Source organism: Tepidibacter mesophilus (assembly GCF_002724055.1).
Lineage (GTDB): Bacteria > Bacillota > Clostridia > Peptostreptococcales > Peptostreptococcaceae > Tepidibacter_A > Tepidibacter_A mesophilus.
In genome coordinates, this window is the sequence record NZ_BDQY01000033.1 from 1 (window position 1) to 25,171 (window position 25,171).

At 29.1% G+C, this 25,171-nt stretch carries 19 protein-coding genes and 2 rRNA genes; 19 read left to right on the forward strand and 2 right to left on the reverse strand.

Features of this window, described 5'->3' with window-relative positions; all coding sequences use genetic code 11:
• Positions 1–96 (forward strand): 23S ribosomal RNA (locus Tmeso_RS14690); the annotation flags it as partial.
• 155 nt (positions 97–251) lie between these two features.
• Positions 252–368 (forward strand): 5S ribosomal RNA (gene rrf / locus Tmeso_RS14695).
• A gap of 59 nt (positions 369–427) precedes the next feature.
• On the opposite strand, the gene Tmeso_RS14700 is transcribed toward rrf, so the two are convergent.
• A complete protein-coding gene (locus Tmeso_RS14700; protein WP_099192518.1) occupies positions 428–784 on the reverse strand; it encodes a hypothetical protein in 357 nt (118 codons plus the stop codon).
• 186 nt (positions 785–970) lie between these two features.
• Between Tmeso_RS14700 and Tmeso_RS14705 the strand changes: the two genes are divergently transcribed.
• From Tmeso_RS14705 to Tmeso_RS14725, 5 genes are all read left to right on the forward strand, one after another.
• A complete protein-coding gene (locus Tmeso_RS14705) occupies positions 971–1,414 on the forward strand; it encodes a YkvA family protein (RefSeq protein WP_187296398.1) in 444 nt (147 codons plus the stop codon).
• Positions 1,415–1,519: 105 nt separating this feature from the next.
• Complete coding sequence (dprA, locus tag Tmeso_RS14710; protein ID WP_099192520.1) at positions 1,520–2,611, forward strand: DNA-processing protein DprA; 1,092 nt, start codon at positions 1,520–1,522, stop codon at positions 2,609–2,611.
• A gap of 18 nt (positions 2,612–2,629) precedes the next feature.
• A complete protein-coding gene (gene topA, locus Tmeso_RS14715) occupies positions 2,630–4,696 on the forward strand; it encodes a type I DNA topoisomerase (RefSeq protein ID WP_099192521.1) in 2,067 nt (688 codons plus the stop codon).
• A 132-nt stretch (positions 4,697–4,828) separates the two neighbouring features.
• Entirely contained in the window at positions 4,829–5,608 is a 780-nt protein-coding gene (codY, locus tag Tmeso_RS14720) for a GTP-sensing pleiotropic transcriptional regulator CodY (protein WP_099192522.1), read from the forward strand.
• A 91-nt stretch (positions 5,609–5,699) separates the two neighbouring features.
• The gene (locus Tmeso_RS14725) at positions 5,700–6,968 is read left to right on the forward strand and encodes a replication-associated recombination protein A (RefSeq protein ID WP_099192525.1); all 1,269 of its coding nucleotides are present in this window, start codon (positions 5,700–5,702) and stop codon (positions 6,966–6,968) included.
• Between the two features lie 174 nt (positions 6,969–7,142).
• On the opposite strand, the gene Tmeso_RS14730 is transcribed toward Tmeso_RS14725, so the two are convergent.
• Entirely contained in the window at positions 7,143–8,474 is a 1,332-nt protein-coding gene (locus Tmeso_RS14730; protein WP_099192527.1) for an aminotransferase class V-fold PLP-dependent enzyme, read from the reverse strand.
• 367 nt (positions 8,475–8,841) lie between these two features.
• Here Tmeso_RS14730 and Tmeso_RS14735 point away from each other — a divergent pair, with 367 nt between their 5' ends.
• The 12 genes from Tmeso_RS14735 to hsdR all read left to right on the forward strand — a co-directional run bounded on the left by Tmeso_RS14735 (position 8,842) and on the right by hsdR (position 25,061).
• Positions 8,842–12,267 (forward strand): pyruvate carboxylase, encoded by a 3,426-nt coding sequence (locus tag Tmeso_RS14735; RefSeq protein ID WP_099192529.1) that lies wholly within the window; start codon positions 8,842–8,844, stop codon positions 12,265–12,267.
• Between the two features lie 297 nt (positions 12,268–12,564).
• On the forward strand, positions 12,565–12,819 hold the full coding sequence (locus tag Tmeso_RS14740; RefSeq protein WP_099192531.1) for a hypothetical protein: 255 nt from the start codon (positions 12,565–12,567) through the stop codon (positions 12,817–12,819).
• A gap of 1 nt (position 12,820) precedes the next feature.
• Complete coding sequence (locus tag Tmeso_RS14745; RefSeq protein WP_099192562.1) at positions 12,821–13,213, forward strand: ribosomal maturation YjgA family protein; 393 nt, start codon at positions 12,821–12,823, stop codon at positions 13,211–13,213.
• Positions 13,214–13,480, forward strand: a complete 267-nt coding sequence (locus Tmeso_RS14750) for a hypothetical protein (RefSeq protein WP_099192564.1) — start codon at positions 13,214–13,216, stop codon at positions 13,478–13,480.
• 80 nt (positions 13,481–13,560) lie between these two features.
• Positions 13,561–14,175: a TetR/AcrR family transcriptional regulator gene (locus tag Tmeso_RS14755; protein ID WP_099192566.1), complete on the forward strand. Its 615-nt coding sequence runs from the start codon at positions 13,561–13,563 to the stop codon at positions 14,173–14,175.
• Positions 14,176–14,193: 18 nt separating this feature from the next.
• Positions 14,194–15,207, forward strand: coding sequence for an HlyD family secretion protein (locus Tmeso_RS14760; protein ID WP_099192568.1), 1,014 nt, complete (start codon positions 14,194–14,196; stop codon positions 15,205–15,207).
• Positions 15,197–15,991 (forward strand): ABC transporter ATP-binding protein, encoded by a 795-nt coding sequence (locus Tmeso_RS14765; RefSeq protein ID WP_099192570.1) that lies wholly within the window; start codon positions 15,197–15,199, stop codon positions 15,989–15,991. Before Tmeso_RS14760 ends, Tmeso_RS14765 begins: the two co-directional genes overlap by 11 nt.
• A 1-nt stretch (position 15,992) precedes the next feature.
• On the forward strand, positions 15,993–17,126 hold the full coding sequence (locus tag Tmeso_RS14770) for an ABC transporter permease (protein WP_099192572.1): 1,134 nt from the start codon (positions 15,993–15,995) through the stop codon (positions 17,124–17,126).
• 77 nt (positions 17,127–17,203) lie between these two features.
• Positions 17,204–18,118, forward strand: coding sequence for a tetratricopeptide repeat protein (locus Tmeso_RS14775; protein WP_242967950.1), 915 nt, complete (start codon positions 17,204–17,206; stop codon positions 18,116–18,118).
• 135 nt (positions 18,119–18,253) lie between these two features.
• Entirely contained in the window at positions 18,254–20,275 is a 2,022-nt protein-coding gene (locus tag Tmeso_RS14780; RefSeq protein WP_099192574.1) for a YgiQ family radical SAM protein, read from the forward strand.
• Positions 20,276–20,351: 76 nt separating this feature from the next.
• Positions 20,352–21,917 (forward strand): murein biosynthesis integral membrane protein MurJ, encoded by a 1,566-nt coding sequence (gene murJ / locus Tmeso_RS14785; RefSeq protein ID WP_099192576.1) that lies wholly within the window; start codon positions 20,352–20,354, stop codon positions 21,915–21,917.
• A 291-nt stretch (positions 21,918–22,208) separates the two neighbouring features.
• The gene (gene hsdR / locus Tmeso_RS14790; protein ID WP_145993174.1) at positions 22,209–25,061 is read left to right on the forward strand and encodes a type I restriction-modification system endonuclease; all 2,853 of its coding nucleotides are present in this window, start codon (positions 22,209–22,211) and stop codon (positions 25,059–25,061) included.
• Positions 25,062–25,171 lie beyond the last annotated feature (110 nt).

Genomic DNA, 25,171 nt, shown 5'->3' on the forward strand with positions numbered 1-25,171 from the left:
TAAGATCCCAGGAAGACTACCTGGTTGATAGGTTCAAGGTGTAAGCTCAGTAATGAGTTCAGCTGATGGATACTAATAGATCGAGGACTTAACCTAATTTAAATCTGATCAATTTTGAGAGTATTAATTTATAATATTTCATCGCTTAACTTAAATAATCATTTTTACTAACATATAAGGATAAATAATTATTTAAAAGTCGCTCAAAAATATTAAAAATCAATACTGGATTTATAACAAAATAAAGATTATGTGGTTATTATAGCAAGGAGGATACACCTGTTCCCATTCCGAACACAGAAGTTAAGCTCCTTAGCGCCGATGGTACTTGGAGGGCAGCCTCCTGGGAGAGTAGGACGTAGCCACATGAATTTTACATTAAAAGAGACTGTATCGAATTAATTCGATACAGTCTCTTTTATTTGAGTTAACGATAGAACATAGAGAACATATAAGAGAATAGAGCTACTCTAAAGAATAAACTTGCAACAGATGTTACTATTCCTATACCTATTGCCCAGTAACCAAGCGTCTTAGCACCAGAATATATAGACATTATACCAAGTATTATACCAATAACTCCAAATGTTACTGGATAAGTGAATAAGGACACTACAGAAGCAAAAACAGCTAAATATCCCATAATATTTGCATTAGTACTATCTTTTCCTTTTTCTTTTTTATAAAATTTACTGTCTGCTGTTAGTTCTGGCGCATACTCTGTTTTATCTTGATTACCAACTGAATCATCATATTTTTTAGGATTTTTATATTCTTTACTCACAAAATCACATCCTTTTTTCATATTTAATATTATTGTTTTCAATTTTTCAAATAATAATTAGTTTTTTGATGGATGATAAGGTAATATCTAACTATGATATTGAAGTATTGAATATTTATTAAAGCTATATATATACTATTTTGATATAATAATAATATAATTAATGTAGAAAGGATGATTTATCCAATGATAAAGCCAAGTCAAGTAGCTAAAGATATATTGAGTTCTCAGTATTTTAAAAACGCTAGAAAGAATGCTCAAATTTATTCAAAAGATATTAATAAAATAGAAGAAATACTTTTACAGGTAGACTATAAATTAAGTGAAATGAAATTTGATAAAAATGAAGAAAAAATAGTTGAATTTTTTCATAATATGAAAAATTTATATAACCTAGTTAAAGCATATTATGAAGATGAATATACAAATATTAGTATGGAATCTATTATATGGTCTATAGTAGCTATTAACTACTTTATAAGTCCTGTTGATTTTATACCTGACTCTATGGGCAATGTAGGATATATAGATGATATGATAGTAGTATACTTTGTATTAAGCAATATACAATTTGAGTTAAATGAATTCTTAATATGGCAAAAAAACAAAGAAAATATCTTCGTTTTATAAAACGAAGATATTTTCTTTGTTTTGCATTTTAATTTATTTAATGTATAATGGTATGTAAAATGTACATAATATCCAATAAATTATAAATTATTGAGGAGTTTATTTATGAATATGGATGATATGTACCTTTTGTTGTCGCATATAAAAGGTATAGGATATAAAACTATACAAAAAATAGATGATTATTTTGCTGATATTCAAAATTTTGATATTATATCTGATGAAGAAATATATAAAATACCAAATATAAGTTTAAAAATAAAGAAAAATATAGTAAACTATAGAAGTTCGACTTATTTAGAGGAAATAAAAGAGAATTTAGAAAAACATAAAATAAGATACATGACAATAAATAATACCAATTACCCTAAGCGATTAAAGCATATATATGACCCACCGCATATACTTTATTTTAAAGGAAATGATGATTTATTAAATGAGTTTTGTATAGCAATGGTAGGATCAAGAAAGCCTACGAGTTATGGAGTGTTTTGTGCAAATAAAATAAGTAAGGAACTATCATCACTTGGAATTAATATAATAAGTGGTATGGCAGTAGGAATAGATTATTATAGTCATTTAGGTTGTTTAAATGGGAGCTCGAAAACTATAGCGGTATTAGGATCTTCTATAGATATACCATATCCAAAACAGAATATAAAACTTATGCGCAATATAATTGAAAGTGAAGGCATTGTAGTGAGTGAATATCCACCTGGAACAGAAGCTAGACCAGGATACTTTCCTATGCGAAACAGGATAATTAGTGGCATATCTGATGGAGTTTTAATAGTTGAGGCAAGTGAGAAAAGTGGATCTTTAATAACTATGAATTATGCTTTAGACCATGGGAAAAATGTTTTTGCTATTCCTGGAAATATTAATTCTTCTATGAGTGCGGGAAGTAATAAAATAATAAAAGAAGGTGCAAAGCTCGTTTCAAGTGTAAATGATATACTTGATGAATATGATATTGTTTATAATACTAATATAATAAAAGAAAATGAACATCAAATGAATTTATCTAATGATGAAAAAAAAATAGTTACAATATTAAAGAACAACGGATCATTGCATGTAGATTTTATTTGTAATTATACTAGGTTTAATATAAAAGATATATTAGGAATTCTAAATATTTTAGAAATAAAGGGTATAGTAACGGAGTTAGGAAATAAAATATATAGTATAAAATAAATTTTGGGGGTGCACTTAATGGCAAAGAACTTAGTTATAGTTGAATCACCAGCTAAAGCTAAAACTATAGGCAAATTTTTAGGTAGAAATTATACAGTTAAAGCATCCGTTGGACATGTTAGGGATTTACCTAAAAGTAAATTAGGGGTAGATGTAGAAAATGATTTTGAACCTTATTACATTAATATAAGAGGGAAAGGACCCGTTATTAATGAACTAAAGAAAGAAGCTAAAAAAGCTGAAAAAGTTTTTCTGGCTACTGACCCCGATAGAGAAGGTGAAGCAATATCTTGGCATTTGGCTCATATTTTAAAACTAGATGAATGTTCTAATTGTAGAATAGAGTTTAATGAAATAACAAAGGAAGCTATAAAAAAAGCCATAAAAAATCCAAGAGAGATAGATGAAAAAGTTGTAGATGCTCAACAAGCTAGAAGAGTATTGGATAGATTGTTAGGATATAAGATAAGTCCTCTTTTATGGCAGAAAATAAGAAAAGGTCTTAGTGCTGGAAGAGTTCAATCTGTTGCTACTAAAATAATATGTGATAGAGAAAGAGAAATAAATAAGTTTGAACCTGAGGAATATTGGACAATAGATGTAATATCTGAAATAGAAGGAAAACAAGTCGAATTTAAGTTTTATGGAAACTTAGATGGGAAAATAGATTTAAAGAATAAAGACCAGGTAGATGATATATTAAATGATATATCAAATAAGAATTTAACTATAAAAAATATAGAAGTTAAAGAAAGACGTAAATCAGCTCCTAGACCATTTACAACAAGTGCTTTGCAGCAAGAAGCTGCTAATAAATTAGGATTTTCTACAAAAAAAACTATGATAGTTGCACAGCAGTTATATGAAGGTATCGAGATTAAAGGTCAAGGAACAGTAGGTCTTATATCTTATATAAGAACAGATTCATACAGAATATCAGATGAAGCATTAGGGAAAGGGAAGGATTATATATTAGAAAATTTAGGTGAAGTTTATTACAAGGGGTTTGAAAATAAGCAAAAAAAGGGCAAAAAAGTGCAAGATGCCCATGAAGCAATAAGACCTACAGGTATAGATAGAACACCTGAAGTAATAAAAAATTCTTTAAGTGATGAACAATATAAACTATACAATCTTATATGGACAAGGTTTGTATCAAGTTTGATGAAAGATGCAGTATATGAAAGTTATAATGTAAAAGGTAAAGTTGGGGATTATATATTTAAAACAACAGGTCATAAACTGAAATTTGATGGTTTTTTAAAAGTATATACATTTTCCAATCAAGAAGATAAGTTAATTCCTAAAATAGAAGAGGGTATGGAAGTTAAGATGGATAATATAATTCCAAAACAACATTTCACCCAGCCCCCAGCAAGATATACAGAAGCAAGTCTGGTTAAAATCTTAGAAGAACTAGGAATAGGAAGACCTAGTACATATGCTCCTACAATAGGTACTATACTTGCTAGAGAATATGTAGAAAAAAAAGGAAATAGTCTACATTTAACTGAACTTGGACTTTTAGTAAATGAAATAATGGAAGAGAATTTTCAAAAATTTATAGATTTAGACTTTACTGCAGATATGGAGAATATGCTTGATTCAGTTGAAGAAGGAGATATACCTTGGAAGGATGTAGTCAAACAGGTATATAAACCATTGGAAGAAGCTATAGAAATAGCACAAGAAAAAATAGAAAAAATAACTATAGAACAAGAAACAGATGAAATATGTGAAAAATGTGGATCTAATATGGTTATAAAATATGGTAGATTCGGAAAATTTCTAGCCTGCAAAAACTATCCAGATTGTAAAACTACAAAACCTCTTCTGAATAAAGCTGGTGTCAAATGTCCTAAATGTAAAGAAGGCGATATAATAATTAGAAAGAGTAAAAAAGGAAGAGTATTTTATGGATGTGATAAGTATCCTGAATGTGATTTTATTTCTTGGAATAAACCTACTGGAGAGAATTGTGAAAAATGTGGTGAATATTTAGTTCATAAAGAAACGAAAAAAGAGAAAAAAATAATATGTTCAAATAAAGAATGTGATTATGAAAAAAAGTCGAAAATTAGCTAAAAAATGTTGATTAATTTAAATAATTATGATAACATTTCAAATGTGTCATGTATATGATGTGGAAAATTATAAAGATTCTAAAAATTTTTAATTCCATAGATTAAGGTATACAGTTTGAAGAGGAGGATACTTATGGCTAGTGAATTACTTAATAAGACCAGAAAAATAAATAAAATACTACAAAAATCAGGTACAGAACCTGTTTCTTTCCCACAATTATGTGAAATATTAAGTGAGGTTTTAAATACTAATACGTATATAATAAGTGGAAAAGGTAAAATATTAGGAGCACATTTAACAGATATTAAAAACAGTGCTATTGTATCTGATGAAGAGACTGGTGAAGAAAAATTACCAGATGAATATACAGATAATATAATGAAAGTTACAGAGACTGTTGAGAATATAACTGGAGATAAATTCTTAGAAATATTTAAGCATGATGTTGAAGGTTCAGGCAAGTTTACTACTATAGTTCCTATTATAGGAAGTGGACAAAGAGTAGGAAGCTTACTACTTTCTAGATATGATAATGTATTTACGGATGAAGATTTAGTATTAGCTGAGTATAGTGCTACAGTTGTATGTTTGGAAATTCTTAGAGCTAAATCTGAAGAGATGGAAGAAGAAATGAGAAAGAAGGCTGTAGTTCAAATGGCTATAGGAACTCTTTCTTATTCAGAGCTTGAAGCTGTTGAGCACATATTCAATGAACTTGATGGAATGGAAGGTTTACTTGTTGCTAGTAAAATAGCAGATAGAGTAGGAATAACTAGGTCTGTTATAGTTAATGCTTTAAGAAAGTTTGAAAGTGCGGGAGTTATAGAGTCTAGATCATTAGGTATGAAGGGAACTCATATAAGAATACTTAATGCCAAATTATTAGACGAGCTAAACAAAATTAAAAAGTAGCATTAATTTAAAGTCCTATATTATTTATAGCAAAGATATAATAAATAATATTAGGGCTTTTTAATTTTTAATATAAAGAGTGGTGAGGTGTATGAAACCATTAGCTGATAGAATAAGGCCTAAAGAAATAGATGATATAGTAGGCCAAGGTCATTTAATAGGTAAGAATAAAATATTAAGTCGAATATTAGAATCTGGATATATAACTAATATGATATTTTATGGACCTCCTGGAGTAGGGAAAACTACTGTTGCTAATATCGTGGCTAAAAAAACTAATAAAAAATTTTACAAAATAAATGCTACTAATTCATCTTTAGACGATATAAAAAAAATTATAAAAGATTTGGATAGCCTAGAATGCATAAATGGTATTTTGCTTTATTTAGACGAAATACAAAATTTTAATAAAAAGCAACAACAATCGCTTTTAGAGTTTATGGAAAATGGAAAGATAACTTTGATTGCAAGTACTACAGAAAATCCATATCACTATATTTATAAGGCTATACTAAGTAGGTCTACTATATTCGAATTTAAGAGTATAAAAAAAAGCGATGTAGTAAAAGGAATTAAAAGGGCCATATCAATTATAAAAAAAGATTTATTTGATATAAGTATATTATTTGATGAAAATGCAATACAATATGTATCAAGTGTAAGCGGTGGAGATTTGAGGCGAGCTATTAATAGTATTGAACTTTGTATTTATTCAACTAATCCAAATGAAAATGGTGAAATAGTTATTGATATAGAAAAGGCTAAGGAATGTACTCAAAAAAATATTCTAAATTATGATAAAGCAGGAGATAGTCACTATGATATATTAAGTGCATTACAAAAGTCTATTAGAGGAAGTAATCCTGATGCTAGCATGCATTATTTAGCAAGGCTTATAAAAGCGGGTGATCTTATAAGTATATGTAGAAGGCTACTGGTTATTGCTAGTGAAGATATAGGTATGGCTTATCCAAATGCGATTACAATAGTAAAGTCATGCGTAGACAGTGCTAATCAATTAGGATTTCCAGAAGCTAGAATACCACTTGCTCAAGCGACGTTATTACTTGCAACTTCTCCTAAGTCAAATTCCGCTTACAAGGCTATAGATAAGGCTCTGTATGAACTAGATACCAGAGATGTTGGTCAGATACCTAATCATATTAAAGATGCCCATTATGATGGAGCTAAGAATTTAGGTAGAGGTATAGGGTATAAATATCCTCATGATTATAAGAACAATTACATAGACCAACAATATCTACCTGACAATATAAAAAATTCTATATATTATGAACCTTGTGACAACAAGATGGAAAGAAATATAGAAAGTTATTTGAAGTTTATAAGAGAAAATTAAAAGGGTTTAGCATGTATTTTAAATATATGCTAAACCCTTTTTAATAAACTTATATTTACAACTATTTTTAAGCAACAGAGTCGTAAGACTTGTTGGCGCCATGAACTCATGTGAATTTTGAGCAAAAAAGACAGTAGAGATTGTTGGCGATATGAGTTAGCGAGTAGACGAATTTTAACATCTGTGAATAATATTTTTATCTTCATACTTATCTATATAATATTGTTTATTATTGACTATTTTATATAAAGCTTTTATCAATAGATCTATTTCATTAAAGTCGTTGTATATACCAAAACTTATTCTAACCATTCCTGGTTTTGGAGAATTAGGAATTAACATTTTTTCTTTTATTTCTTCTTTTGATACATTGAGAAGATTTTGTATATAAGGTTGAGCACAAAAACATCCATTTCTAACTCCTATTCCGTATTCTAAAGATAGTATTTTTGCTACTGATTCATGAGAAATACCTTCAATATTAAATGGTATAATACTAGTTCTATCTTTTATATTATTAGTATCTCCGTATATTTTAATATCAGGTATGTTCTTCATACTTCTCATAGCATAATTTAATAGGCTATCCTCGTGTTTTTCTAGATTGTTCATATTTATTAGTGATAATGTCTTAATTGCTCTTGTAAGGGCTATTACACCCATTAAATTAGGGGTTCCTGCTTCATCCTTGTCTGGAGGATCTGCCCATATTACGGTTTCGTGGGTAACAATGTTTACTGTTCCACCTCCAACGTAATCTGGATCTTTTTTTTGAAATGTAGATTTAGCGCCTATCAATACTCCGCTCCCAAAAGGTGCATACATCTTATGAGCAGAAAAAACTAGATAATCTATATGATCTGGTGCACTTGTATTTTTCATATCTACTTTTGTATGAGGAACTAATTGAGCTCCATCCACTAGTATTTTTGAATTGTATTTGTGAGCTATTTTCGCTATTTTGTGTATTGGGTTTTTATATCCGGTTACATTGGATACTCCTGTAACTGTTACAAGTTTTACATCTCCATTGTATTTAATCAATTTTTCTTCTAGATCATTTAAATCAAGTCTGCCTAAACTATCTATTTTTACATAATCAATATTAGTTTTTCTCCATGGCAAATCATTAGAATGATGCTCCATACAAGTTGATAAAACAACAGAGTTATCGCTGTTATTACAGAGTATGTTACATAGCATATTTATAGCTTCTGTTGCATTTTTCACATATATAATTTCTTTGTTATTTATATCTGCTCCTACGAAATTAGCAACTATTTCTCGAGACTCATCGTATAAGTCTGAAGAAAGCTGGGATTTATATCCCTTTCCTCTATGGATAGATGAATACCAATTTGAAAAAGAAAGTATTTCTTTAAGTACAGAAAAAAAAGGTGGAGTTGTAGCAGCATTATCGAAGTTTATATAATTAACCATTTTTTTATTTGCAAGTGGAACCTTAGTATTAACTCCCGCTATTAAAAATCTATATTTATTAAACATTAAACTATTCACCTACTTTAAAAAAATAAAATATTTACAATTAGTTTATGTAAATTATAATTTAAAGGTGAATGAATAATTAAATGAATAAATTGAACAATAAGAATGTATTGAAAGATTGACAATTTATTTAATTAAGAATATAATGAAATGAGTTAATAAAATAAAGTGCAAACAAGAAAAAAATTAATAAAATAAAGAGGGAAATATAGGTATAAAAAATATCTAAAATTTTAAAAAGCAAGTTTTAATATAGGTTAATATTATACTAATATGGTTTAAATAAAAGAAAAATACGAAAAACATAGAAAAACACGAACAATATATGTTAATATGATAATATAATTCGAAGAAAGAGGGCGTAAAAATGATTAAAAAGTTTAAGAAAGTATTGGTAGCTAATAGAGGAGAAATAGCTATAAGAATATTTAGAGCTTGTTCAGAACTTGGAATTAGAACCGTAGGAATATATTCAAAGGAAGATAAATACAGTCTTTTCAGAAGTAAATCAGATGAATCATATCTAGTGGGAGAAGATAAGGGACCAATAGAAGCTTATCTAGATATGGAAGCTATAATCCATATAGCTAAGAAAAAGGATGTAGATGCTATACACCCTGGTTATGGATTTTTATCAGAAAATGCAGAGTTTGCTAGAATGTGTAGAGAAAATGGTATAGAATTTATAGGACCATCTCCTGAGGTTATGGATAGAATGGGAGATAAGATAAACTCTAAAAAGGTTGCTAAAGAAGCAAATGTACCTACAATACCTGGAGTTGATCATTCCATTGAAACCGCAGAAGAAGGAATTATAATAGCAAGACAAATAGGATATCCTATTATGCTTAAAGCCTCTAATGGCGGTGGCGGAAGAGGTATGAGAGTAATAGAAAAAGAAGAAGATTTAGTTTTAGAGTTTGATAGAGCTGTTAGTGAATCTAAAAAAGCTTTCGGTAAGGCTTGTATATTTATAGAAAAGTATTTGAGAAAGCCTAAGCATATAGAGGTTCAAATACTTGGAGACAAAGATGGAAATATAGTTCATCTTTATGAAAGAGACTGTTCTGTTCAAAGAAGACATCAAAAGATAATAGAATTTGCTCCAGCATTTGGACTTAGCGAAGATGTTAGAGATAGAATATGTGAAGATGCTCTAAAACTTGCAAATCATGTAGGCTATCATAGTGCAGGAACTTTAGAATTTTTGGTTGATGCTGATGAAAATTATTATTTTATAGAGATGAACCCTAGAATACAAGTTGAACATACTGTATCTGAAATGGTAACAGGAATTGATATAGTTCAAAGTCAAATACTTGTAGCTCAAGGTTATCCATTAGATAGTGAAGAGATAAATATAAAGTCTCAAGATGATATAAAGTTAAATGGATATTCGATACAATGTAGAATAACTACAGAAGATCCTAAAAATAACTTTATGCCAGATACGGGTAAAATACATGTCTATAGAACTGGATCGGGTTTTGGTATAAGGCTTGATGGCGGAAATGGATTCACAGGATCTGAAATAACACCTCATTATGATAGTTTATTAGTTAAAACTATATCTTGGGATAGAACGTTTAAAAACTCTATAAGAAAGATGTTAAGATCTATAAAAGAAATTAGAATAAGAGGGGTTAAGACTAATATAGGATTCTTAGTAAATGTATTAAATCACGCTGATTTTGTAGAAGGTAAATGTGATACTAAATTTGTTGATGAAACAGAGGAATTATTTGAAATAAAAGAAGGTAAAGATAGAGGTACAAAGCTTTTACAATTCATAGGTAATGTAACAATTAATGAAGCTAAAGAAACTAAGAAAGATTTTGATATGCCAAAATCACCTAAGATAGATGAATCTATGATAACTGAAGGTTCTAGAGACTTACTTAAAAAACTTGGAACTAAAAAGTTTATGGAGTATGTTAAGGATGAGAAGAAACTATTTATAACTGATACTACTATGAGAGATGCACATCAGTCTCTATTTGCTACTAGAGTTAGAACTAACGACCTTTTAAAAGTTTCAAAAGCAGTAAGTCATAATATGAATGATTTATTCTCTCTTGAGATGTGGGGAGGAGCGACTTATGATGTTGCATATAGATTTCTTAAGGAATCGCCATGGGTAAGACTTGAAAAACTTAGAGAAAATATACCTAACGTAATGTTTCAAATGCTTCTTAGAGCTTCTAATGCTGTGGGATACAAAAACTATCCAGATAATGTATTAAAAGAATTCATTAAAGAATCATCAAATAAAGGAATAGACATATTTAGAATATTTGATAGCTTAAACTGGGTTGAAAACATGAGATTACCGATATACGAAGCTTTAGATACAGGAAGTTTAGTAGAAGGTACAATATGTTATAGTGGAGATATACTAGATCTTACTAAAACTAAATATACTACTAAATATTATGTGAATATGGCTAAAGAACTTCAAAAAATGGGAGTTCACATGATAGCTATAAAAGACATGGCAGGACTGTTAAAACCTTATGCAGCATATGAACTTGTAAAGGCATTAAAAGAAGAGGTTGAAATACCAATTCACCTTCATACTCATGATACTAGTGGAAATGGACTTTCAACACTTTTAATGGCATCCCAAGCTGGAGTTGATATAGTAGATACTGCTGTTGAATCTATGGCAGGACTTACAAGTCAACCATCTATGAACAGTTTGGTAGAAGCATTAAAAAATACAAATAGAGATACTAAAATAGATCTTGAAGGAATATATGAAATAGGAGAATACTATAGAGAACTTAGAAATGTATACTCTAAATTTGAAAGTGACTTAAAAACGTCATCAGCAGAAATATACAAGTACGAAATACCTGGAGGTCAATATACTAATTTAAAACCACAGGTAGAAAGCTTAGGTCTTGGAAATAAATTTAAAGAAGTAAAAGATAATTATAAAGAAGCCAATGAAATATTAGGAGATATAATAAAAGTTACACCTTCATCAAAGGTAGTTGGAGACTTAGCAATATTTATGACTAAGAATGGACTTAATAAAGAAAACATAGCTACAAAAGGAGCAGAAGTTTCATTCCCAGATTCAGTAGTTGATTACTTTAGAGGAATGATAGGTCAACCAGAGGGAGGATTCCCTGAAGATGTTCAAAAGGTTGTACTAAAGGGAGAAAAACCTATTAGTGTAAGACCTGGAGAACTTTTAGAAGATGTTAACTTTGATGAAGTTAAAAAAATGCTAGATGAAAAGTTTAATATGGATACTAATATGAGAAATATAATAAGTTATTGCTTATATCCTAAGGTATATGAAGAATACTTATCTCACCTTAATGAATACAACGATGTATCAAAGCTTGAAAGTGATGTATTCTTCCACGGATTAAACAAGGGAGAAGAATGTGAAGTAGAAATAGAACAAGGTAAGGTTCTTACTATAAAATTAGTAGAGATAGCAGATGCTAAAGAAGATGGAAAGAGAACACTTACATTTGAATTGAATGGTATGAGAAGAGAAGTTGAAATAGAAGATAAAAACTTCTCAATGAATGTAAAAACAGTTCTTAAAGCTGACCTTAACAACAAACTTGAAGTTGGGGCTAGTATTCCTGGAAAGGTTGTTAAAGTGTTGGTTAAAGAAGGTGATGAAGTTAAAGAAAATCAACCTGTTATAATAATAGAAGCTATGAAAATGGAAACAACTATAGTATCTAGAAGTAATGGGGTTGTAGATAAGGTATATGTAAAGGAAGCTGATGTAGTTTCTGATAGAGAGTTATTAATAGCGATGAAATAAAATTCCTCTAGTCGCTAACGCGCTGACTCATGGCGCCAACAAGTCTTACGACTCTGTTGCTTAAAAATAGATGTATATGTAGCTTTCTTAACAATTTATTCCCAAAACAAAAAAAATATAGTTGGCTTAAGAATAAAAAAAAGAATCCTCACACATGGGGGATTCTTTTTTGTAATTTTAAAGTGAAAGAATATTAATAGACTTTAAGTCTCATATTTGTGATAAATATATTGAAAAATATAAAAATAATGTTAAAATTAGGAATGGAGATTAGAGAATAAAGAGAGGAGGTATAGTATGAATCTTAAAAGAAATATTTTTATTTTATTAGCAATAATACTTATTTTATTTATTAGTTGTGTATCTTTAGAAAAAAACTTAGATTATTTGAAATTTACAAGCAATAAGTCAGATTTTTCTCTTGTGTTTCCTGAGAATGATTCAAAAATCCAATTATGTAGTAAGTTTAGAAGTATGAGTAGTTTGGAGAACACTAATTTAGATACTCATAAGCTTGCTAAGTATATTATAGAAAAAATGAAGGTGGTATAGGATGAATAATAGAAATAGACATGTATATTTTATTCTTATAATAATAGTGATAATACTGGGATTATTATCTAGAAAATTAAGTAATATGCCACATTTTATTAAAATATATCTTCCAGATACATTATGGGGTCTGATGGTGTTTTTCATAATGGGATTTATATTTAGTAAATTTAGGCTATTAAAGGTTACTACATACTCCTTGATATTTAGTTACTGCATAGAATTAAGTCAACTATATCATTCAGAGCTTATAGATAGTGTAAGAGCAACTACCTTTGGCGGATTAGTTTTAGGGTTTGGATTTTTATGGACAGACTTAGTTTGCTATAGTGTAGGGATTTTGATTGGATATTTAATTGAAATATATTTTCTAGATCAAAAAGGGGGATTATAAATGCACAGATTAAATTATAAAGATATGATGTATTTAAAAGAAATAGGACTGTATTCTTATGGATATGCCTATATATTAAGGTATTTACTAGAAGATGAGTATGAAGGTATAAAGAATATTCAGGATATAGAAGAACAGGTTGGGAAAGTTCTTGAGATTTTAAATAATAGAAAACAATTACCTCAGGAATATAAGGATTTAGTTAATAACTATAATGGATTTAGTGGAGTATTGATACCTAAAGAAGAAATAATGTGTGATTTTTAAGAATCTTCGGTTGAAGATTCTTTTTATTTTGCATATAATAAATGTAAGTACTAACTTACAAAAAATAATGGAGGTTTATTATGGATAACAGAACATCTAAAACAAGAAAAAAAATATTAGAAGCTTCAATTGAGGTATTTGCTCAAAAGGGTTTTTCATCTACGACAACTTTAGAAATAGCTCAAAAGGCACAAGTTGCAGAAGTAACTTTGTTTAGGCATTTCTCTAAGAAAAGAGATATACTGCATTTTGCGGTTTTAGATTTTGTTGATGTATTCACGGAAAATTTTGCTTTCAATAGCCTAAAGTCAATAGTAGATAATAACAAACATAAACCTATAAAAGAAATACTAAAACTTATAATTTTAGATAGAAAAAATTTTATTAATGAGTATTTTCCTTATATAAAAGTTATTTTTCAAGAGATGCAGTTTGATGAGGAAGTCAGAACAATTTATTTAGAAAAAATAGCTAAGAAGATAAGTGAATTATTTAGTGAATTATTTGGTGAAATAAAGGAAAGAGAAAAAATTAAAAATATAGATTCCTTTATATTGACAAGATCGTTTATAGGTATGAGTGGTATGATGATTATGCAAAGATATTTTATACCTAGTGAGAACAAGTTTAATGATTTAGATCAAGAGATAGATATTATTATAGACATATTTTTAAATGGGATTTTGGATAAATAAAATAAGGGAGGGATTTAATTGAGTAGATTTAAATATTTAATTATATTGTTAATATTATTTAGCATGACAGGGTGTTCTAAAAATACAAGTTTAGTTTATACAGGAACTTTAGAAGCTAATGAAGTTGATATTAACAGTGAAGTCTCTTCAACTGTTAAAAGTGTATTTGTAGATGAGGGAAGTAGCGTGAAAAAAGGCGATAAGATACTTCAAATTGATGATACTTCTCTTTTGATTAAATTAAATCAAGCAAATGCACAACTTGATGCTGCTAAGGCTGATTTTGATGAAGTATCAAATGGTTCAAGAAGTGAAGAAATAAAAAAAGCTCAATCAAACGTAGCAAGTGTAGAGGCTCTTTTAAGTGGAGCTAAAAGTGAGTATGAATATAGAGTGAATAACTACAACGATTTTAAAAATCTGTATGAACAAGATGCTATTAGCAAACAAGAATTAGACTTGGCCAAAACTTCTATGGATAAAGCTTATTCTAATTTTCAAAATATGCAAAAACAATATGAATCATCAAAATCAAGTCTTGACCTTGTACTTAATGGTTCTACTAATGAAAAAATTAAAAAGGCAAAAGCTCAAGTAGATTCTATGAAAGCGAATGTAGAGTTATTAAAGTATCAGTTGTCAAAGGCTACTATATATTCTCCTATTGATGGTGTTGTTCAAAATATTAATTATGATGAAGGAGAGCTTGTGTTAAATGGAGCTAATGTAGCTAATATTATTAATTTAACTAATAGATGGGTTAAAATATATATTCCTCAAAAATATCTATACAAGGTAGCTTTAAACCAAGAGGTTGATATTAGAGTTGACAATTTAAATGATAAAAATTTAAAGGGCAAAATTATATATATATCATCTGAAGCAGAATTTACTCCTAAAAATGTTGAGTCAAAGGAAAGTAAAGAAGAGATGGTATTTGAAGTAAAGATTAAAATAGATGATAAGTCAAATTTATTAAAGCCAGGTATGCTAGTAGATTTAGAACTAGAAGGTGATTTAAATGGAAAATAATTTAGTTATTGATGTTAAAAATATTTCAAAATTATTTAAAGAATTTAAGGCTGTAGACAATATAAGTCTTCAAATAAAAAAAGGGAAAATATATGGTCTTTTAGGACCTAATGGGTGCGGAAAGTCTACAACTATAAGAATGTTATGCGGGGTAATAACTCCATCAGATGGAAGTGGAAGTGTATTAGGGCTTGATGTTGTGAATGAATCGGAAAAAATAAAACAACGTATAGGATATATGTCCCAAAAATTTAGTTTATATGAGGATTTAACTGTATATGAGAATTTAGATTTTTATGCTAGCATATACTCAATACCAAGTTCTGTTAAGAATAAAAGAATGGATGAACTAATAAAAATGGCAGGTCTTAAAGGAAAAGAAAAAGCTATTACAAAAAATTTATCAGGCGGATGGAAGCAAAGATTAGCGCTTGGATGTTCATTAATACACAAACCAGAACTTTTAATACTAGATGAACCGACTTCAGCAGTAGACCCTGTATCCAGAAGAATATTTTGGGAGCTTATTCATAAATTATCTAATCAAGGTATAACAATTATAGTTACAACTCACTATATGGATGAGGCACAAAGTTGTGATGAGATAGCATTTATGTTTTCAGGAAAAATAATAGCAAAGGGTACACCTACAGATTTGGTGACAGAAAGAAATTGTAGCAACTTAGAATCTGTATTTATAAGTTATGTTGAAGAACAAACTGGAGAAAAAATACGTTCGTCATTTGAAGAAATGAAATTTATTCAAAAAAGAGAAGGTGAATAGTATGAGCTTAAAAAGACTTCTTACTATAATGAAAAAGGAATTTATTCATATAAAACGAGATAAGGCAAGTCTTGTTATAGCTTTGTTAATGCCGGTAGTATTTGTATTTATATTTGGATATGCTGTAAATACGGATGTAGATAATATAAGTATGGCTGTATTTGACAATGATAAGACGTTAGAGAGCAGGGAATATATAGATTCCCTTAAAAATTCAAATTATTTTGATCCGAATATATATGTAGATAATATGGAAAGTATTCAAAATCTAATAGATACGGGAACTGTTAAATCTGCTATTATAATACCTTCTGGATTCTCAAAACATCTAAAAAGAAATGAAAAATCACAAGTTCAACTTATTATAGATGGAACAGATCCGACTATAGCTAGAACTGCACTGCAAAGTGGCGTGCTCACTACTAATATGTATTCTGTGGAGATTTCTAAGGATTTTATTGAAAAAACAGGGAAAAACTATCTAAATACACCTGGAATAGATATGAGAACGAAAGTATGGTATAATCCAAACCTTGAAAGTTCAGAATTTATAATTCCGGGACTTATTGGACTTATTATGCAAAATATAACTGTTATGTTAACTGCTTTTTCCCTTGTCAGGGAAAGAGAAAAAGGGACTTTAGAGTTATTGATAGTGACACCCATAAAATCATCAGAACTTATAATAGGAAAGATGATACCATATGTTTTGATAGGAAGCGTAGATTTTATAATATCCTTGTTCTTTGGAACACTATGGTTTGGCGTTCCTATTAAAGGTAACATATTATTACTTATATTATTAGGCTTTGGATTTGTTATATGCTCACTAGCTATAGGAATGCTTATATCAACCATAGCTAATAATCAAGCTCATGCAATGCAGCTTACTATATTATTTATTTTACCTAGTGTACTTTTATCAGGATTTATGTTTCCAAGAGAATCTATGCCTCTTGTAGTTCAGCTTTCAGGCTATTTTATACCTCTTACATATTTTCTCAATATATTAAGGGGGATTATATTAAAGGGTGTAGGTTTTAGTTATTTAATAAAGGATGTAGTTATTTTATTTATATTTGGAACCGTATTATTATGCATATCTTCTATCAAATTTAAGAAAAAATTAGATTAAAACTCTAAAAATGTTGTAAAATATCTAACTATTGATATAATTAATGGGTAATACAATACATTAGAGAGGTACAAAATATGAAAAATACTTATATGATAAATAATTATAAAAATATAGCTAATAAATTTTGTGAAGATGGAAATTTTATTAAAGCTATAAATTTTTACAATAAAGCTTATGAACTTGAAGGTGGAAGTGAAGATATAGACCTACTTTTAGATATGGCTCTTGCATATGATGATATGGAAAACTATGATTTTGCAAAACAAAAATATGAAGAAGTTTTAAGTATAGATGAAAATGAGCCTAGAGCCTATTTTGGACTTGGAGTCTTGTATGATAATAAAGAGGACTATATAACTTCTATTAAGTATTATGAAAAAGCTGTTGAGATTGATGATAAATACGATAGGGCTTACTTTTTTTTAGCTAGTGCTTATGATGAAATAGGAGAGAGTGAACAGGCTATAAAAAACTACAATAAAGCTATAGAACTTAATCCAGATGATTTTTGGGCATACACTAATTTAGGTTCATTGTATGAAGAAATGGATGAAAATGAATTAGCGTATGAGATGACTAAAGAAGGCTTAGGAATTATTTCGAATCATTTTACGGCGCTTTTTAACATGGGCGTTATACTTAAAAAGTTAGGAAGAGAAAGTGAGTCCATAAAATATTATGAAATGTGTATAGATAGGGATAAAGAAAATCCATATTCTTATTTAAACTTAAGTATAATATACAAGGGACAACAAAAATATAAGAAGGCTTGTAATGTTATAAGTGAGGGAATAAAAAATAGCCCTGAAACATCGGTTTTATATTATAATAGAGCGTGTTTTTATGTTAGGCTTGGAATGAATGAATTAGCTCTTAAGGATTTAATAAAAGCAATAGATCTTAGTGATAAACTTCTTGAATATGCAAAAGAAGATGAAGAGTTAGCACCTATTAGAGAAATGCAGGCATACAAAATAATGTTTAGATAAAATTCGCTTTATGCTACCGCATAGCTCATGTCACCAACGAGTCCTCCGGGCTCCGTTGCTCAAAAATAGATGTAAGTTATACTTAAAATAAAAATATTATAATTCCTACAGAATAAAAATTGGCAGGTGATTGATATGACACAAAATAAATTTTTACCTATTAGTAAACAAGATATGATAGATAGAGGCTGGGAGCAATTAGATTTTATAATAGTAACGGGCGATGCTTATGTTGATCATCACAGTTTCGGGACAGCTATAATATCTAGAGTATTAGAAAATGAAGGATATAAGGTTGGAATAATAGCTCAGCCTGATTGGAAAAGCACTGATGATTTTGAAAAACTTGGAAGGCCACGTCTTGGATTTTTAGTTAATTCGGGTAATATGGATTCTATGGTAAACCACTATACAGTTAGCAAAAGATTAAGAGAGAAAGATTTTTATTCTCCAGGTGGAAAGATGGGTCTTAGACCTGATAGATCGCCTATTGTTTATTGTAATAAAATAAGAGAAGTTTATAAGGATATACCTATAATTATAGGTGGAGTTGAAGCAAGTCTTAGAAGATTTGCTCATTATGATTACTGGGAAAATAAAGTTAGAAAATCAATGCTTGTAGATAGTGGAGCGGATATGCTTATATACGGTATGGGCGAGAGACCTGTTGTTGAGCTTGCAAATTGCTTGAATGATGGATATGATGTGAAATATATAAGACATATAGATGGAACTTGCTATATTGTAGATGATAAAGAAGAACTGTATGATCCTTATGTAGAGGTAGCATCTTTTAAAGACGTATTTAAAGATAAAATAGAATACGCAAAAGCATTTAAGACTCAATATGAAGCTCAAGATCCTATAACGGGAACTATGGTTGTACAAAAACATGCTAATAAGTATCTTGTTCAAAACAAACCTCAAATGCCGTTATCAAGAGAAGAACTTGATAATGTATATAAATTACCTTATCAAAAAAACTACCATCCTATATATGAAAAGCAGGGAGGAATCGCTGCGATTGAAGAAGTTAAATTTAGTATAGTAAGTTCTAGAGGCTGTTTTGGAAGTTGTTCTTTTTGCTCGATAACCTTCCATCAAGGAAGAATAGTTCAAAGTAGAAGTGAAGAATCTATAATTGAAGAAGCTAAAGAAATAACTAAGTATCCAGACTTTAAGGGATATATTCACGATGTTGGTGGACCTACTGCAAACTTTAGAAAGCCTGCTTGTGAAAAACAGTTAAAATCAGGGGCTTGTAAGAATAAACAATGTTTATCTCCGAATCCATGTAAGCAAATGGATGTTGATCATAGTGAATATTTAAGTGTTCTTAGAAAACTTAGAAAATTGCCTAATATTAAAAAGGTATTTGTAAGATCGGGACTTAGATATGATTATATAATGGCGGATAAGAGTGATAAATTCTTTAGGGAACTTGTAGAACACCATGTTAGCGGACAGCTAAAAGTAGCTCCTGAACATATATCTCCTAAGGTACTTAAGTATATGGGAAAACCAGCAGGAAAGACTTATGATAAATTCAGAGAAAAATTCTATAAGATAAATGATCAATTAGGAAAGAAACAATTTATAATACCTTATTTAATGTCAAGCCATCCAGGTAGTACACTTGATACTGCAATTGAGCTTGCTGAGTATTTAAGAGATATTAAATATCAACCAGAACAGGTTCAAGATTTTTATCCAACTCCTGGAACTTTGTCTACTACAATGTTTTATACTGGACTTGATCCTTTGACTATGGAAAAAGTATATATACCAAAGACTAAAACTGAGAAAGCTATGCAACGAGCTCTTCTTCAATATAGAAATCCTAAAAACTATGATTTGGTTTATGAAGCTTTGATGAAAGCTGGAAGAGAAGATCTTATAGGATTTGGTGCTAAGTGCTTGATAAAACCAAGAGGTGCTAGAGGAAAAGAAGATTCTAGTAGATTCAATAAGAAGCCTAGTGGTAATAATAGAAATAATAAAAAATCAAATGATAAACAAAAGGGTAAATTTAATGATAAACCTAAAGGCAAATTTAATGATAAATCAGATGATAGATCAAATAAAAAGAGTAATGGCAAATTTGATAATAAAAATAATAGAAAAAATAAATCTAAGGGAAGAAAAAGAAAAGGATAACTTAGCTTTAAGTTATCCTTTATTTGTAACATTAATTATAATTACATAGTGAGATTTAAAAGTAAAGGAGTATTTTATGAAAAATAACAAAAATACAACAAAAACAGTAGTATTTGTAATGCTAATAATGATACTGAGTAGACTACTAGGATTTGTACGAGAAGTTATAATGACAAATAAATTTGGTAGAGGAATAGAGACTGATGCTTTCTTTGCTGCTTTTACTATTCCAGATATGATGTATTACCTTTTAATAGGAGGGGCTTTAAGTTCTGCATTTATACCTGTATTTACAAGTTACTTATCAAAAGGAGAAGAAGAGGAAGCTTGGAAGGTTGCTTCTACTTTTATAAATATAACTGTTGTGCTTTTAATGGTTTTATCTATTTTAGGTATGACATTTGCTGAGTACTTAGTTCCTCTTGTTGCGTATAATTTTAAAGGAGAACAACTAGACCTTACTATAGAGCTTACAAGATTTATGTTTCCAGCTGTAACATTTACTGCACTTGCTGGTCTTGAAACAGGAGTACTAAACTCTTATAAGATATTTAATGCGCCTTCAATAGGACCTATACTGTATAATTTTGGAATAATATTTGGAACTATATTTTTATCGTCTACATTTGGAATAAAAGGTATGGCTATAGGGGTTGTTATAGGGGCTGTATCAAATGCTCTATATCAATTTATATTTGTATCTAAAAAATCTAAATACTATAGATTAACATTTGATTTAAGTCATCCTGGAGTTAGAAAAATATTTAAATTAATAGTTCCAGCTATGATAGGTTTATCTGTTACTCAAATAAATCTTGTAGTGAATCAAAATATAGCTTCGGCTTTTGATGCTGGAAGTATAACTGCTTTAAGACTTGCTAATAGAATAATGCAGCTTCCTTTAGGGATTTTTTCTGTTAGTATAGCAACAGTTATATTCCCAACTATAACTTCTCAAATAGCTAAAGGAGAGATAGAAGATTTTAGAGAAACTTTTGCCATGGGTATGAGAAACATATTCTTCGTTACTATACCATCGGCTATAGGACTTATGACTTTAGGAGTACCTTTGATAAGATTATTATTTGTAGGAGGTGAATTTAAGGAAGAAGATGCTATGGTAACTGCTGCAATACTTGTTTTTTATACATTAGGACTTGCATTTCAAGGTGGAGTGCAGCTTTTAACAAGAGGTTTTTATGCAAATCATGATACTAAAACTCCAGTTAAAATAAGTTTTATAGCTATGTTTGGAAATATAATATTAAGCTTAGTTTTAGGGCTCTGTACACCTTTAAAGGTGAATGGATTAGCACTTGCATATTCTATAACAAGCTTTATAAATATGAGTATGTTGTTTAAAGCGTTAGGTAAAAAAATGAACGGAATAAATTCAAAGGAAATAATTGCGTCATTCTTTAAATCAACAATCGCATCTATTGCTATGGGTGTGGTAATAGTTATATTAAATGTAATATTTAATAATTATTTTGATGTTAATGATAAGACTATACAGATAATTCAGGTAACGGTTGATACGTTAATTGGAGCTGGAGTATTCTTTGTAGTTGCGAATATTTTAAATATGCAAGAGGTTAATGATATAAAAGAAATAATCAAGAGAAAGAGATCTAGAAGATAAAAAATATAGATTAGCTCTTTAACCCAAAATAAAGGGTATCAAAATACCGCTCATGTGTTAAATGTTTTTATAAAACTAAGTATTACATCTTATTGAATATCCTAAAAGTTCTAAACTCCCTAACGGTCAAACAACGAACTTTCTTAACGGATATTCAAACGATGTAATACAAGTTTTATACAAAACCATTTAAATCATTCGCTAACATTTTGATACCCTTTATTTTTTTATGTAGTTTTTAAATCTTAAATTTTTAAAGTCTATCTATGATATACTATCTATAAGAATATATTGGAAAATAATATAATTATATGTAAAAATAGATGGATATTTGGAGGGATAGATTTGGTTAAAAGCAACTTCACTTTTTTAGAATCTAAATGGCCAGTTCTTAGCGATTTAGGAAAGCTTGCAGAAAAGAACATATATAATGATTCAAATACTACATTGATCAAATTAGGGATGATTGGAGAACATATAGTTGATTATATGTTTGCTTATGATAATTTAGATAGTCCACAGGATAATAAACAAGTTACAAAAATAAAAATATTAAAAAATAATGATTTATTGCCATATGAAATAGATCAAATACTATATGTGCTTAGAACAAATAGAAATAAAGCAGCACATGAAAATTATAGTAGTGTAGAAGATGCTAAAACTAATACAAGTCTTACCTTTAAATTAGGGGTATGGTTTATGCAGACTTATGGTGAATGGGATTTTGAGCCAGATAAGTTTGTTATGCCAGATGAAAGTACATATACATTATCAGAAAATGACGAGATACTAAAAGACTATGAAGAAAAGTTATTGATTTTAGAAGAGGAATTAAAGAAGCTTAGAACCGACGAGAATAAAATTACAGCAAAAGAAAGACAAGAAAAATCATTAAAATCAGCATCTTTAATTCAACTTAATGAAGATGAAACTAGACAAATAATAGATATGCAGCTTAGAAAATGTGGTTGGGAAGTTGACACAAAGAACTTAAGATATGCTAATGGGACAAGACCTGAAAAAAATAAAAATTTAGCTATAGCTGAATGGCCAACAAAAGGTGGAAGAGCAGATTATGCTTTATTCATTGATGAAAAGCTTGTAGGAATTATAGAAGCTAAAAAAGGAAGTAAGGATATACCTTCGGATATTAATCAAGCTAAAGAATACGCTAAAAATATAAAAAAAGAACACTTTAATTATGTTATAGATAAGTGGAATAATTGTTTTGTACCATTTATATTTGCTACAAATGGTAGAGCATATTTAAAACAATTAGAAGAGAAATCTGGAACATGGTTTTTAGATGCAAGAAAGAGCACTAATCACTCAAGAGCTCTTCAATCATTTTATACACCTGAAGGTATTATGGATTTAATTGAGAGAGATATTGAAAAAGCACAACAAAACTTGGAAAGTGAATCTTTTGATTACTTAACAGATAGAAATGGACTCTCCCTTCGAGAGTATCAAGTACGAGCAATAAAATCTGTTGAAAATGCACTTTCAAATAATAAAAAAAATATTTTACTTTCTATGGCAACAGGTACAGGAAAAACAAGGACTATAGTAGGACTTATATATAGATTTATAAAATCTAAAAGATTTAAGAGAATATTGTTTTTGGTAGATAGATCAGCTCTTGGAAATCAAGCAGAAGATACATTCAAAGAAGCGGTAATAGAAGATCTGCTTACATTTACTCAGATATATGATGTAAAAGGCTTAGAGCATAAACATCCAGAGCAATCAACAAAACTTCATATAACAACAGTACAAGGTATGGTAAAAAGAATAATGTATAGTAGTGATGAAGAAATGATTCCTAATATTGATGATTATGATTGCATAATAGTGGATGAAGCTCATAGAGGATATATACTAGATAAAGAAATGGGAGAAGATGAACTTAGATTTAGAAACGAAAAGGATTATATAAGTAAATATAGGAAAGTTTTAGAGTATTTTGATTCAGTAAAAATAGGGCTTACAGCAACACCAGCACTACATACAAGTGCTATTTTTGGAAAACCAATATTTGAATACTCATATAGAGAAGCTGTTATAGATGGATATTTGGTAGACCATGAACTTCCACATCATTTAGAAACAGCACTGAATACAGAAGGGATTAAATATAGAAAAGGAGATGTCATTCCTATATACGATCCTATTACCAACCAAATAATTAATAGCGATGAACTTACAGATGATATTAATATAGATGTAGATCAGTTCAACAAAAAAGTGATAACAGAGAGCTTTAATAAAGTAGTTTTAGAAGAAATAACAAAAGATATTTGTCCCGACGGACCAGAAAAAACACTAATATTTGCTGCTACAGATATTCATGCAGATATGATAGTTAAGCTTATAAAAGAGATTTATGAAGAAAGAGGAATAGAAGTAGAAGATGATGCAGTAATGAAAATTACAGGCTCTATTAACAAACCACTAGAAACAATTAAAAGATTTAAAAATGAAGTATATCCAACCATTGCAGTTACGGTGGATTTATTAACTACAGGTGTTGATGTACCAGCTATTACAAACTTAGTATTTTTAAGAAAAGTAAAATCAAGAATATTATATGAACAAATGCTTGGAAGAGCTACAAGATTGTGTTCTGATATAGAAAAAACGCATTTTAATATATATGATCCAGTAAGACTTTATGAAACTTTAGAATCTGTAAACAATATGAAACCAGTTGTAGCAAATAATACAGTAAAGTTTAATACGCTTTTAGATGAATTATTAAAACTTGAAACACAGGAAAAACAAAAATCACATATAGATCAAATAATAGCAAAGCTTCACAGAAAGAAGAAAAATCTAAAAAATAATGATATAGATATGTTCATATCTTACGCTGGTGGATTAGATGTTGATGAATTTATTAATAATTTAAAAACAAGCAATACTCAAGATTGTGTAAATAAGTTAAAAGATAAAAAAGACTTATTTGAATTCTTGGATAAACCTAAAAAAGGATATAATACAATTATAGTTTCAAACCATGAAGATGAATTAAAAGAACATTCTCTGGGATATGGAGATGGAAAAAAACCAGAAGATTATATGATTGAGTTTAAAGAATTTATTAATAATAATATAAATAAAACACCACTTTACAAGTAATTGAATAAATTCAATTCAAAAAATAACATAACTGAGCCTTAAATTGTTAATAATCTTTAGTGACAAAACCAAAAATAACAAATAAGGAGCTCAGTTATATTATGATTATT